Origin of the sequence: Rossellomorea yichunensis, assembly GCF_032337515.1 — a bacterium.
In the GTDB taxonomy this organism is placed as follows: Bacteria; Bacillota; Bacilli; order Bacillales; family Bacillaceae_B; genus Rossellomorea; species Rossellomorea yichunensis.
Genome location: NZ_JAVYAD010000001.1, coordinates 708833 through 722008, shown reverse-complemented (window position 1 = coordinate 722008; position 13176 = coordinate 708833). Strand labels below are relative to the sequence as shown.

The window sequence follows — 13176 nt, the reverse complement described above, 5'->3', positions numbered from 1 at the left end:
CCTTATTTGTTTGCATCGAATGGCAAAACCAAATCTTTGACAAGAGTGGCCGGAGGAAGGCAGCCTCCCTTCCTCTGGCAGGAGTTGTTCTACAGTTAAGATGCATTATTTTCTAAAGTTTTTAAGACTTAGAGGATTGAAGTGCTTCACTCTCTTCATTTGAAAGAAGCTTACCGTATTTTGCTCTCTTAATATACTTTCCGGTTCCCAGCTTACCGACAAACTGTTTGTCTTTAATGACATATTCACCCCTGGACAATACAGAAACAGGTTCACCTTTTATCTTCATGCCTTCAAACGGGTTATAATCTGCTGCCATATGATGAGTTTCAGCACTTATCACTCTCTCAGCATTAGGATCGAAAATGACCACATCTGCATCAGAACCTACTGCAATGGTTCCCTTCTGAGGATAGAGGCCAAACAGCTTTGCACTTCGTGTAGACATGATATCAACAAACTGGTTTAAGCTTATCCGCCCTTTTTCAACTCCTTCTGAGAATAATATGGATACACGGTCCTCTACAATCGGTCCGCCATTCGGGATTTTAGTGAAATCATCTTTCCCAAGATCTTTTTGCCCTTGGAAATCAAATGAGCATTGATCTGACCCTATTGTTTGCAGCTGACCACTTTTCAAGGCATTCCAGAGAACATCTTGGTGCCACTTCTCACGAAGGGGCGGCGACCAAACGTATTTAGCTCCCTCAAAATTCGGACGTTCTAAATAGGTTTGATCAAGCACAAGATACTGAGGACATGTTTCTCCCCAAACATTCAATCCTTTACTTCTCGCTGCTGAAATCTGTTCAACGGCATCAGAGCAGGAAACATGCACAACATATAATTGGGAATCTGCCAATCCGGTTAGTTTAGCTGCACGGCCAGTCGCTTCCCCCTCCAGTTCAGGAGGTCTCGTCAGCGCGTGATAAATTGGTTCCGTTTTCCCTTCCACTAAAGCCTTTTCGGTTAAATACTCAATAACGTCGCCATTCTCTGCATGTACCATTACGAGTGCTCCTAATTCCTTCGCGGCTATTAAGGTTCTAAATAGCGTTTCATCGTCTGCCTGGAATACATTTTTATATGCCATAAAGACTTTGAATGATGTAATCCCCTCTTTATCCATCACCTCAGGAAGCTGCGATAGGACATCTTGATTGATTTCCCCGATCATTAAATGGAAACTATAATCGATTACTGCTTTATCCTTAGACTTCGCATGCCAAGTATCAATTGCATTTTGAAGAGGTTCTCCCTTATTGGTCAAACAGAAATCAATGAGTGTCGTTGTTCCTCCAAACGCTGCTGCAATGGTTCCACTCTCGAAATCATCCTTTGATACCGTCCCACCAAAAGGCATTTCCAGATGAGTATGGGGGTCGATCCCACCGGGAAAAATGTACTTTCCATTCGCGTCAATTATTTCTGCATTGCTAGTATCAAACCCTTTACCTATAGCTGCGATCTTACCATTCTGTATAAGCACATCCGCTTTATATGTGTCTGTTGCCGTAATAATGGTTCCATTTTGAATAATTTTATTCATTTCCATACCTCCAGAATTATTTCGCCGCGTTTACTCTAGCTTCGGATAGGTTCCCTACTACCGCTTGACGTTCATTCCATGTCATTGGCATATGGCCACTTGGAACCTCTATCATGTCAATAGCCCCATCAACCGGACATACAATCGAACATAAATTACACCCGACGCAATCTTCTTCCCGCACTTTTAAATAGCTGTTTCCTTTAGGATCTTTCAGCATGTCAATGCATTGATGAGACGTATCTTCACAGGCAATATGACATTTATTACAGTTAATACAAACATCCGTGTTGATTTTTGCCACAACACTATAATTAAGATCAAGATTTCCCCAATCAGAAAATCTCGGTACTGATTTCCCGACGATATCCTGGACTGATGCAATCCCTTTTTCATCCAAATAATTATTTAAGCCATCGAGCATATCCTCGACAATTCTAAAACCGTGATGCATAGCAGCAGTGCATACCTGAACACCCGATGCTCCCATTAGCATAAATTCGACGGCATCCTGCCAATTTGAAACTCCCCCCATCCCTGAAATCGGAACGTTGATACGTGGATTTCTGGCGCACTCGGCGACCATATTCAATGAAATTGGCTTAACAGCAGGTCCGCAATAACCTCCATGAGCACCTTTTCCGGCTACATGAGGAATGGTATTCCAGGAATCCAGATCAACTCCTGCTAAACTGTTGATTGTATTGATCATACTTACTGCATCCGCACCACCGCGGACAGCCGCTTCAGCTGTGACAGTAATGTCTGTAATGTTTGGTGTCAATTTTACAATTACAGGTGTCCTGGCCACCTCTTTCGCCCAAAAGGTTTGTTTCTCGACTAGTTCTGGTACCTGACCGGACGCAGATCCCATTCCCCGTTCAGCCATTCCGTGTGGACATCCGAAATTCAGCTCCAGCCCATCAACACCGACGTCTTCAACCTTCTTTACGATTTCATGCCATTTTTCTTGTTTAGGCTCTACCATTAATGATGCTATGATTGCATGATCGGGAAATCGTTTTTTTGTTTCATAGATTTCCTTCAGATTCACTTCTAATGGTCGATCGGTAATGAGTTCGATATTATTGAATCCTGCTACTTTTTGACCATTAAAACTTACAGCTGCGAACCTTGAAGATACATTAATAATAGGCTCCCCTAATGTTTTCCATACTGCACCGCCCCAACCGGCCTCGAATGCTCTTTGAACCTGATAACCCGAGTTCGTTGGTGGCGCGGACGCCAGCCAAAATGGATTAGGTGATTTTATTCCTGCTAAATCAATGTTTAAATTTGCCATGAGTTCCCCCCCTAGGACAATCTTAATTCACGTGGACTTTCTCCAATTGTGCATGTAAATGATAGGCGGCAAGCTTCCCTTGCTCTGCAGCCGTAACGACCATTGCTTCTCCTACTCCCTTACCAAAAACAACGTCTCCACAGGCGAAAATCTTTGGATTAGAGGTTTGGAAGGTTTCAAGATTAACCTGTACAACACCGTCTGAATGCTCCAGATCGAATTGTTCAATAAGTGATAGATGACGAGTTTGGCCAATCGCCTTAATGACTGCATCAACAGGAAGCACAAACTGTGAGCCTTTGACAGGAATCGGACGTCTTCTTCCATCCTCACCAGGCTCTCCTAACTCCATCTTGATACATTCGATTCCCGTTACTTCTCCCGCTTCATTTCCTATAATTCGCTGAGGTGACGTTAGCCAGCGGAATTCTACTCCATCCTGTTTTGCAAATTCGTATTCAAAATCATAAGCCGTCATTTCTTCTTGTGTACGTCGGTATAAGATTTTTACATTGTCTGCCCCTAAGCGGACAGAACAGGTGGCTCCATCGATGGCTGTATTCCCCGCTCCGATCACCACCACTTTTTTGCCTACATAATCTTGCGACAGCTTGCCACTTTTCGTTGCCTTAACAAATTCAATGGCGTCATGAACACCTTTTAAGTTTTCCCCTTCAATTTTCAAATTTGGAACATGGGACATTCCTGCTGCCAGGATGACAAAATCATGTCTCTCTACGATTTCATCTACAGATATGTCTTGACCAACCTTTACATTGGTTCGAATATCGACATTCAATTTCTTTACTTGCTCCACTTCCCAGTAAGATATGCTCTGGGGAAGTCGGAAAGATACGATTCCATAAGTATTTAAGCCTCCAGCTTCCTTTTCCGCTTCATAGATGGTTACTTCATATCCGAAGCGGGCAAGTTCCCTTGCAGCCGATAGGCCGGCTGGTCCCCCTCCGATAATCCCTACTTTGATCCCATTTGGTTCCCCTGCTTCAAATAGCACCGTGTCGTTATGTCTTGCCCAATCTGTTGCATATCGCTGCAGGTCTCCAATCATGATTGGCTTAGTAGAATGATTCAGTACACAAGCCCCTTCACACAGCTCTTCTGTCGGGCAGACACGTGAGCAGCTCGCACCCACAGGATTTGCAGACATGATTGTTTTTGCCGATCCCTTCAAGTTCCCGGATGCAATCTTTTTAATAAATGAAGGTATATCAATGCTTGTGGGACAAGCTGTTATGCACGGAGCATCATAACAATACAAGCAGCGATTTGCTTCCTCCACGGCTTCCCTATTGGTCAATCCCTCATGGGCTTCGAGAAAATTCTTCTCAAGATTGAGTAATGAAAGTGTGTTAGACAAACTGACTTCCCCCTATCCATTTCCTATTAATTTCCATAACCTGTTAAACACCCCATGGCTGACAATGATGGTTCACCCTCAGCCTCAAATTATTAAGGAAGTAAAGCCGTCATATCGTTATAAGTTTCAGGCCTGCGATCTCGATAGAACTGCCATGTATCCCGGACTTCACGTAATAGCTTCTTATTCATTTCACCGATAATGACCTCATCACTATCTCTGCTTCCAATGGAAACAAAGCTGCCTCTCGGATCGACTAAATAGGACTGTCCGTAAAATTCACCCATATTCCAAGGACCCTCAAAACCAACACGATTAATAGCTCCTAAGTAGTAGCCGTTTGCCACCGCATGGGCTGGCTGCTCAAGCTTCCATAAGTATTCAGATAATCCGGCTACAGTTGCAGATGGATTGAACACAATTTCCGCCCCTTTTAAACCTAATAGGCGGGCCCCTTCCGGGAAGTGACGGTCATAGCAAATATAAACTCCTACTTTTGCATAAGCAGTATCAAATACCGGATACCCGAGGTTTCCTGGTTTAAAGTAATATTTCTCCCAGAATCCGTAACCTTCCTCTCCAACCCCAACATGTGGAATATGCTGCTTTCGATATTTTCCAAGATAGGATCCATCTGCATCGATGACCGCTGCCGTATTATAGTAAGTAGCTATTCCTTCTCTTTCATAGATTGGTAGGACGATGACGACACTCAGCTCTTTGGCTAACGCCTGGAACTCTTTAGTTGTAGGGCCATTTGGTATTTCTTCAGCAGAGTCATACCACTTTGGGTTTTGTTCTGAGCAAAAGTAAGGACCATAGAAGATTTCCTGTAAACAAATGATTTGAGCTCCCTTTCTTGCTGCGTCTCGCACCAGTTCCACATGTTTCTTGATCGCTTGCTCCTTATGGACATCTACCCCTTCACTACCATCTACATCATGAGAAGCTTGAATAAGTCCAATTTTCACCAAGTCTGACATTTCATTACCCCCTGCACAAATAGATTATATAAAATAGTAAGCGCTTTCATTATTTTTTCTCCATTGGTTCACACTTACTAGATTTCACCGATTGAAATAAAAATCTGAATTTTAAGTATTTTCACTTTATTTTAACCCGTACTTTTACAGAATGCACTATACAATCTGTAACACTAACTACGTTCCTGATTTGTCATTATGTACATTCAATAAAATGAATGGTTTCTCTTAAGGTAGCATACTTTCATTACGAATTTTGTAGAATGATTTGTTTAAATCTTTTAAAAATTCAGTTTTCAATCGACAAAAAATACAGACTGCCCTCTTGATTCATTCCTTTTCATTCTTATAGGTCTATGCAAGACCATTTGAACTTATCCTAAAAAAACAGCCTTCTCCACTGAAAAGGCTGTTTTTGTCGATTATCGTTATGAACTTACTGACTTCATCTCTAGTAATTGTTTCCTGCGAGGTCTGTATTTTACTACTTGTGCCACAAACCATATCAAGACAGCCAACCAAATGACGGAACCGATCATCATTGCTGTTGAATAGGAAAGACCAAAACCTTCTGGAGCGTAAAAAATATACGAGCTTACAACTCCTGTCATAAACAATGCAGGAATACTGCATATCCAGTGGAATCTTGCTTGTTGTAATAAATAAATGGCAGCAGTCCACAACATAACGGTTGCTACTACCTGGTTGGACCATCCAACATATCTCCACAGGAAGGTATAGTCAATCTGAGTAAGTAAAAACGTCGGGACTGCCACCGGTATAACTAACAAGACCGGCAGCCATTTCCCTTCAACATCTTTCTTACGTATATCATTCATTAAATCAGCAAGCATCATTCTTGATGATCTTAACGCAGTATCCCCTGTTGTGACTGGAAGGATTATTACACCCAGGACAGCTAGTACTCCACCTAACGTGCCTAACGTCGTTTTGCTGATTTCATTTACCACTCCTGCAGGTCCACCAGCTGCCAATGCTTCTTGAAGCCCAGCTGTTCCATTAAAGAATGCCATACCTGCTGCAGCCCAGATCAATGCGATGATTCCTTCAGCCACCATCGCTCCATAGAATACTTTTCGTCCTTCACTTTCTTTTTTTAAGGTTCTGGCTAAGATGGGACTTTGAGTGGAATGGAATCCAGAGATTGCCCCGCATGAAACGGTAACCATCAGTAAAGGCCATAGAGGTAAATCATTTGGATGTAAGTTTTCAAATGTTAGATTTGGGACTGGATGTTCAAAGAAAAACAACCCAATTCCAATCGCTACTGCCATAAAGATAAGGATGGCTCCAAAGAACGGATAAACCTTTCCAATAATCTTATTAATCGGTAAGACAGTTGCAATGAGAAAGTATGTAAAAATAATGACAAGAGACGTCATAAAATTAAGCGGTGTCACCTCTGCCATTAGTTGTGCAGGGCCTGATGTAAAAGCCGCGGCTACGAGAATCATCAGCACGATTGATAAAATGTTCATAACGGATTGTACAGGTTTTCCTAAATATTTTCCTACGATTGAAGGAAACTGAGCTCCACTATGCCTTAGAGATAACATTCCAGAAAAGTAATCATGAACCGCTCCGGCAAATAGGGTGCCAATCACAATCCATAGGAATGCTACAGGTCCATACAAAGCACCTAAAATTGCCCCGAAGATCGGACCTAACCCCGCAATGTTTAACAATTGAACCAGGCTTGCTTTCCACCAGCTCATGGGCATAAAGTCTAAGCCGTCCTCCTTTGAGTATGCAGGAGTCACATTGGTATCATCAATACCGAAAATCCTCTCTACCACCTTTGAATAAATGAAATAACCTACTACTAGAATACAGATGGATGCAAGAAAAGTTAGCATCACGATGTCCTCCCTTCAGTAAATGAATTTAACGTTTATTTTAATATGCGAAACGACAAATAACAACAGAATTTTCTAAAAATATTATTTCTTCCGAATAAATAATTAACTCACATTTAAACTAAAGACCGTCAAGCCAACAATGTAATCCCTTACATTGCTCAAAAAAAGTTTCATAACATAATACATATAGAGTGAATCATGTTGTATGAATCAACCTCTCATTAACAAAAATCGCAAAAATAAAATACACCCCTTTAAAGAGGTGCATGACACATGCTCGAAGCTACTGTACTTTTCCTTTTGCAAATTCTTCATGGGCTTTTAAGAATTCTTTATTATTTCTTTCTCTTGCAATGTCCAATGGAGTACGGTCATTCCCTGAATGTATCTCTTGTCCATCTCCGTGAGCCAGTAACAGGGACACAATTTCTTCACTTCCGTCGAAAGCAGCAACATGTAACGGTGTGTGCCCTGATGAATCGGGTTGATTCACATTTGCTCCTTGTTTTAGTAAAAATTCCAACAGTTCTTTTGAAGCCTTCCCGGCGATTCCTGCATGTAAAGCCGTATTAGAAGGAATGTAGGAAACTTTCGAATTTGAGAAGGAATTGATATCCGCACCAAAATTCAGCAGAAGCTCAACGATTTCTCTATGACCATAATGTGCAGCCACCCCTAATGCTATTAAACCTTGTTCATTATCTGCGTTACAAAGATTGGTGTCATTTCTCAATGACTGCTCCACTGTCTCTTTATCGCCTTTTTCAATTGCTTCAAAAAATTCTTGAATGGTAATTGATGTCATCACACTCACCTCATTTTCACATAATTACAAATATTCTATCAATCATAATCAAAAAAAGATAGAGATGACTCCTAAAATAGGGAGTCATCCCTATAAAAAAATTACTGATCCAGTTTTAATTTTGCCAGAGCATCGGCTAATGCAGTGTTGACCGGCTCATCATTCTGCTGTGTTTTCAAATACTTATTTACATCCCTTTTAGTTGCTTTGCTATTCTTTTCTTTTTTTCTGCGATCATTAAAGGTTGAAAGTTTCTCTCTATGTCCACACACACATGTGAACATCTGGCCTTCCCCTTCACCTCTTAGATCTAAGCGTTTATGGCAATTCGGGCACCGTGCATTGGTTTTTTTGCTAATATTTTTCCGGTGACCACATTCGCGATCTTGACAGACTAATTTCTTACCATGCTTATTCTTTATCTCAAGCATCAGATTTCCACAGTCAGGACATTTCGTTCCGGTTAGATTATCATGAGAGAATTTCTTAGTAGAGTTCTTAATTTCACTAACCGACTTACTTGTATAATCTTTAATCTCTTTTAAGAATTCCTGCTTATTAAGAGAACCATTTGCGATTTTTTCAAGCTTTTGCTCCCACTCTGCTGTAAGGGTCGGGGATTGTAATTCAAGTGGTGCCAACTCCAATAATTGCTTTCCTTTAGACGTAATTAGAATTTCTTTTCCTTTCGGTTCAATCACTCCTGAGTTAAAAAGCTTTTCAATTATATCTGCCCTTGTCGCAACTGTACCGAGTCCCCCTGCTTCATGTATGGTGTCAAGAAGATCTTTGTTACTTTCTTTCATGAATTTCTTTGGGTTTTCCATAGCGGATAGAAGTGTTCCTTCATTGAAACGGCCGGGAGGATTCGTCTGCCCTTCTGTTTCTTTTATTGACAGAACGGAAAATATATCCCCTTCTTCCATTTTTGATAGCAATTGATCTTTTTCTGAATCAAAATCATATACTTCTTTCCAACCGATTTCTACAATCCGCTTACCTTTCGTCTGAAAGGTTTCAGTCCCAATCGAGGCTTCTATCGTCGTTTGTTCATAAAGATATGGAGGGTAGAATACAGCTAAGAAGCGTTTCACGACTAGATCATAGATCTTTCTTTCACGGTCCTGTAACTTTTGTAGGAAAGGTGTCTCCTCCGTCGGTATTATGGCATGGTGATCCGTCACCTTTTGGTCATCAACGTATGCTTTTGAAAGTTGGTTTGAACTCTGCAACGCTAAATGAGCCATTTTACGATAAGGTTGTACACTGACCGCTTTCAATCTGTCCTTTAATGTGGCGACCATATCGCTGGATAAATGTTTACTATCTGTTCGTGGATAAGTGACTAATTTATGTTGTTCGTACAATTTCTGCATAATGGATAGTGTCTCTTTGGCAGAATAGCCAAAGATTTTATGAGCATCTCTTTGCAATTCTGTTAAATCATATAAAGAAAGGGCGTGATTTTTCTTTTGTGATTTTTTTACTTTCTGAATAGTGATTTCCTTTTTGTCCTTCAATAATTTCATGACGCTTGTTATTTCTTCTTTCGAAAATGTTTTCGTATCTTTATTTTTATGGTTTGACCAAATAAACGAACCACGATCCGTTGTAGCCTGTATGCCATAATACGTTTGTGGTTTAAAGTTCCTGATTTCTTCTTCCCTCTGGGCAATGATGCTTAACGTAGGTGTTTGTACACGTCCACATGATAACTGTGCATTGTGCTTGGTAGTCAAAGCCCTGGTAGCATTCATTCCCACATACCAATCGGCTTCAGATCTCGCTTGGGCAGCTGCATATAGGTTTTCGTATTGTTTAGCATCTCTCAGTTTATTGAATCCGTCTTTAATCGCCTTATCGGTGACAGATGAAATCCATAATCGTTTCAGCGGTTTATTTACCCGGGCTTTCTCAATGATCCAGCGGGCAACAAGCTCCCCTTCCCGGCCGGCATCAGTGGCAATGACGATTTCTTTGACATCAGGACGGTTCATTTGTGATTTCACTGAGCTAAACTGTTTTCCTGTTTTCTTAATGACTACAAGATTAAGGGATGAAGGGAGCATGGGCAGATCCTCAAGCTTCCATGCTTTATAGCGGTCATCATAGCTTTCAGGCTCTGCCAATGTGACTAAATGTCCCAGAGCCCAAGTCACGATATAGTCGTTTCCTTCTAAGAATCCATTTCCTTTTTTCGTACACTGAAGTACTTTGGCAATATCTCTACCGACAGAAGGTTTTTCTGCCAGGACTAAAATCTTTTTCATGTTAAAAATCCTTTCAATACTAGGTGTTTTGTTTCTATATCTTTTCTATTTTAACATACAATAAAATGAATAGTGTTTTAGAGTTCACGTCTATTATAGGTTGTACTATACTGAGGAATAGTTGATTTTTCACAAAGGAGCTATAGGACATTGCAGCATGACATACAAAAAGGTTCCTTTCTTCCTAAAGAAGCTTGGGGCATGATCATCATTATATTAATCACTTTATTGTCCAAAGGATTAGGTTCACTTTTCCCTCTGATAGGCAGTTTGTTATTTGCGATTATTATCGGAGTCATTCTTAAAAACACAACCAAACTTCCTTCATCATTCGTACCAGGTATACAATTCACCTTGAAAACACTGTTGAAAGTGGCCATCGTATTTCTCGGTGTCGGTTTAAGCCTGTATGATATCCTTCTTATTGGGCAAAAAGGTTTATGGGTGATATTTTTATCGGTTTCCATCGGCATTAGCTTGACATATTTCGTGGGTAAATGGCTTCGTATAGACAAACGGTTAAGCTTGTTAATAGGAATCGGCACCAGTATTTGCGGGGCTACGGCTATTTCGGCTGTGAAGGGAATCGTTGGGGCGAAAGAAAATGAAACAGCCTATGCTTTATCGACGATTGTTTTCTTTAATTTAATTGCTTTTATTATGTATCCAATCATTGGTCATCTCCTTCACATGTCTGATCTCTCGTTTGGCATTTGGGCAGGTACAGCCGTACATGATACATCGTCAGCAATCGCCGTTGGTTATTCATATGGGGATGAAGCAGGAGAGGTGGCAACGACGGTGAAGCTTGCCCGAACATTGTTCTTGATTCCTGTGATGTTTTGTTTACCATTTTTATTAAGAAAGAGAAATGAATGTAAATCTCAATACAGTAGTGCATTCCCCTGGTTTGTTTTTTTATTTTTAGCCGTCTCTGTACTTCATACATTTGGTTTCATTCCTGAAATGATCGAATCTTACCTTAAGGTTTCTTCAAAATTTATGATCATCATGGTAATGGCAGCAGTAGGTCTTCAAGTGAGAATAAAAGACATTACTCAGTTAGGATATAAACCCCTCCTCACTGGCTTAATTGCTTCTATTACATGTGCACTCATCAGTTTATTCCTTATTCTATAGGCTAAATAGAGGCTGGGACAAAACTAAAAAACTACGATATCAAAACGAACAATAGAAGTTTAGGTTCTCAATACCGCTAATGATTTCCGTGCAAGACTACGCTTTCCTCGGGTAGCCCGTGAGCCTCCTCGGCAAGCCTGCGGGGTCTCACATAAGCTACTTTTCCCGCAGGAGTCTTCGTCTTGCACTCCAATCAACCGCTAGAAACAGCTAAAATCAAATGATTCAAAAATAAATTATAAACCCGAACAAATCTGCCCACTAAAATGCAGATTTGTACGGGTTTTCACTTGCACTAAAACACTTTTGTCCCAGCCTCTTTCACGACGAAAAAAAGAGCATCTAGAGAGATGCCCCCTGTACTGTTTACCATCCCTTATGCGATAAATTCCTTTAAACTCTGGAGAAGAAAAAACTAGGAAGAGGCCGTCTTCCTAGTAAATGCTATTCTTCGTCTCCTTCTAAGAAGTCTGGATCTAACTCTTCAAATTCTTCATCATCTAAGTCACAATCCCAGTCTTCATCGTCACAACCTTCAGGATTTACAAGGACACATACTTTCGTTTCTCCTATAACTTCCACTAGGAATTCACGTTCCACGTGAACAATGATTTTGTTACCGTTTGGTGAAATAACCGCTTCGCAGCAATTCGGCTGTTGCAGTACGCGAGCACATACTTCAATATCATCTAAGCAATCAGGATCACGGTATTTCAGCTTAATGCAATCAGTATACTGTACTCTCTCCGTTACAACAGATGTCTTTGTGTTGTCACTGTGGGAGTACCATACGTTGATATCGTATGAACCGTGAATTTCAACCTTCTTGCCTACTTTGTGTGCTTCATACTTGTGATTAATGATCCAGCAGCCTAAAATGCTCGATGGATTATGCGGCGGGCTAATCGTATGATGAGACTGTGTGAATTTACGTCCCTTCGCTACGACCGCTTTAGTAATAATCTCTCTATATTCTGCCATTCGAGCGAACCTCCTCATTCATTTTCAATTCATCTTATGCGACTATCTAGGTGTTTGTGCGAGAAAATTTAATTACATAATGGGATTGTTGCGAGATAATGTATTGTATGCGAATACCCATTGAATGTTCCGGAATGCACTACCCGCCACCATAGAAAAATGATAAACTAAGAATCAGCAATGAAGTGACAATTTGATAGGAGGATGTATTCATGTCAAAAAGCAAAGCAAGACGAAAGAGGGATCATATCCTTAGAAATACGGGCCGGGATGTGACGAAGCTCCGAAGTGTCCTACCAGATTTTTCGATAGTGGAGCGCACAACTAAAACGAAGAAGGAAACAATAGCAAAAGGTCAAACAAAACACAAAAAACGATCTCCGCATGAAAGGGATATTCCTTTAAGCAGAGATCGTTTTTATTTTCACGATGCACCTATTTACACCTTTCTTCTATTAAGAACAGCTTCCAGGCGTTGAGTTTTTCACTTGTGATCCGGTTTCACCACGGAGTAAATCTCCGCCTGTTGTTTCAATGATGTGATCCGTCACATTATTAGAAATGACGGAAGCAACAATTTGCAGTAAATCATTCACGTCCGTTTGAGACTCTTTAAATTGTTGTACGACTGGAATGGCATCGATTTCCTTTTCCAGGTTTTCAATCTTTTCTTCAACCATTTTTAGCGCTTCTGTCTTACCATAGTGCTGGAAGTTAACCGCTTGTTTTTGTAAGCTCTTAATACTTGCGATCATTTCACGCACTTTTTGATTTTCGTGAATCTGAGCTTCAGCGCGTTTAAAGAAATCCACTTCTTCTGTTTCAGCAATCATCGTTGCAAGCTCTTCTGCCCGCTTCATAATATCGTCTTTTGTGTACTTTGCCAT

The 13176-nt window shown here is 40.7% G+C and carries 11 protein-coding genes; 2 read left to right on the top strand and 9 right to left on the bottom strand.

The window, feature by feature from the left end; all coding sequences use genetic code 11:
• Positions 1 to 121: 121 nt before the first annotated feature.
• From hydA to RSX31_RS03540, 7 genes are all read right to left on the bottom strand, one after another.
• Positions 122 to 1549, bottom strand: a complete 1428-nt coding sequence (hydA, locus tag RSX31_RS03570) for a dihydropyrimidinase (RefSeq protein ID WP_282137948.1) — start codon at positions 1547 to 1549, stop codon at positions 122 to 124.
• A 16-nt stretch (positions 1550 to 1565) separates the two neighbouring features.
• Entirely contained in the window at positions 1566 to 2852 is a 1287-nt protein-coding gene (gene preA, locus RSX31_RS03565; protein ID WP_315633327.1) for an NAD-dependent dihydropyrimidine dehydrogenase subunit PreA, read from the bottom strand.
• Positions 2853 to 2874: 22 nt separating this feature from the next.
• Positions 2875 to 4230 carry an NAD(P)-dependent oxidoreductase gene (locus RSX31_RS03560; RefSeq protein ID WP_315633325.1) on the bottom strand — a complete coding sequence of 452 codons (1356 nt, stop codon included), beginning with the start codon at positions 4228 to 4230 and terminating at the stop codon, positions 2875 to 2877.
• A 92-nt stretch (positions 4231 to 4322) separates the two neighbouring features.
• Positions 4323 to 5213 (bottom strand): nitrilase-related carbon-nitrogen hydrolase, encoded by an 891-nt coding sequence (locus RSX31_RS03555; RefSeq protein ID WP_315633324.1) that lies wholly within the window; start codon positions 5211 to 5213, stop codon positions 4323 to 4325.
• Between the two features lie 428 nt (positions 5214 to 5641).
• Positions 5642 to 7090 carry a carbon starvation CstA family protein gene (locus RSX31_RS03550; RefSeq protein ID WP_315633322.1) on the bottom strand — a complete coding sequence of 483 codons (1449 nt, stop codon included), beginning with the start codon at positions 7088 to 7090 and terminating at the stop codon, positions 5642 to 5644.
• A 286-nt stretch (positions 7091 to 7376) separates the two neighbouring features.
• Entirely contained in the window at positions 7377 to 7898 is a 522-nt protein-coding gene (locus tag RSX31_RS03545; RefSeq protein WP_148969268.1) for an ankyrin repeat domain-containing protein, read from the bottom strand.
• A 101-nt stretch (positions 7899 to 7999) separates the two neighbouring features.
• Positions 8000 to 10168 (bottom strand): DNA topoisomerase III, encoded by a 2169-nt coding sequence (locus RSX31_RS03540; protein ID WP_315633320.1) that lies wholly within the window; start codon positions 10166 to 10168, stop codon positions 8000 to 8002.
• Positions 10169 to 10318: 150 nt separating this feature from the next.
• Between RSX31_RS03540 and RSX31_RS03535 the strand changes: the two genes are divergently transcribed.
• On the top strand, positions 10319 to 11308 hold the full coding sequence (locus RSX31_RS03535; protein WP_315633318.1) for a YeiH family protein: 990 nt from the start codon (positions 10319 to 10321) through the stop codon (positions 11306 to 11308).
• A 444-nt stretch (positions 11309 to 11752) separates the two neighbouring features.
• On the opposite strand, the gene RSX31_RS03530 is transcribed toward RSX31_RS03535, so the two are convergent.
• Positions 11753 to 12289: an outer spore coat protein CotE gene (locus tag RSX31_RS03530; protein ID WP_148969270.1), complete on the bottom strand. Its 537-nt coding sequence runs from the start codon at positions 12287 to 12289 to the stop codon at positions 11753 to 11755.
• 212 nt (positions 12290 to 12501) lie between these two features.
• Here RSX31_RS03530 and RSX31_RS03525 point away from each other — a divergent pair, with 212 nt between their 5' ends.
• Positions 12502 to 12768: a hypothetical protein gene (locus RSX31_RS03525; protein ID WP_148993670.1), complete on the top strand. Its 267-nt coding sequence runs from the start codon at positions 12502 to 12504 to the stop codon at positions 12766 to 12768.
• On the opposite strand, the gene RSX31_RS03520 is transcribed toward RSX31_RS03525, so the two are convergent.
• Complete coding sequence (locus RSX31_RS03520; protein ID WP_148969272.1) at positions 12745 to 13176, bottom strand: RicAFT regulatory complex protein RicA family protein; 432 nt, start codon at positions 13174 to 13176, stop codon at positions 12745 to 12747. The genes RSX31_RS03525 and RSX31_RS03520 overlap by 24 nt on opposite strands.

What these genes read in the sequence shown, in the direction of transcription:
- hydA (WP_282137948.1), bottom strand. Translation starts at nt 1,549, where the DNA reads ATGAATAAAATTATTCAAAATGGAACCATTATTACGGCAACAGACACA.
- preA (WP_315633327.1), bottom strand. Translation starts at nt 2,852, where the DNA reads ATGGCAAATTTAAACATTGATTTAGCAGGAATAAAATCACCTAATCCA.
- RSX31_RS03555 (WP_315633324.1), bottom strand. Translation starts at nt 5,213, where the DNA reads ATGTCAGACTTGGTGAAAATTGGACTTATTCAAGCTTCTCATGATGTA.
- RSX31_RS03550 (WP_315633322.1), bottom strand. Translation starts at nt 7,090, where the DNA reads ATGCTAACTTTTCTTGCATCCATCTGTATTCTAGTAGTAGGTTATTTC.
- RSX31_RS03545 (WP_148969268.1), bottom strand. Translation starts at nt 7,898, where the DNA reads ATGACATCAATTACCATTCAAGAATTTTTTGAAGCAATTGAAAAAGGC.
- RSX31_RS03540 (WP_315633320.1), bottom strand. Translation starts at nt 10,168, where the DNA reads ATGAAAAAGATTTTAGTCCTGGCAGAAAAACCTTCTGTCGGTAGAGAT.
- RSX31_RS03530 (WP_148969270.1), bottom strand. Translation starts at nt 12,289, where the DNA reads ATGGCAGAATATAGAGAGATTATTACTAAAGCGGTCGTAGCGAAGGGA.
- RSX31_RS03525 (WP_148993670.1), top strand. Translation starts at nt 12,502, where the DNA reads ATGTCAAAAAGCAAAGCAAGACGAAAGAGGGATCATATCCTTAGAAAT.
- RSX31_RS03520 (WP_148969272.1), bottom strand. Translation starts at nt 13,176, where the DNA reads ATGGCAAAGTACACAAAAGACGATATTATGAAGCGGGCAGAAGAGCTT.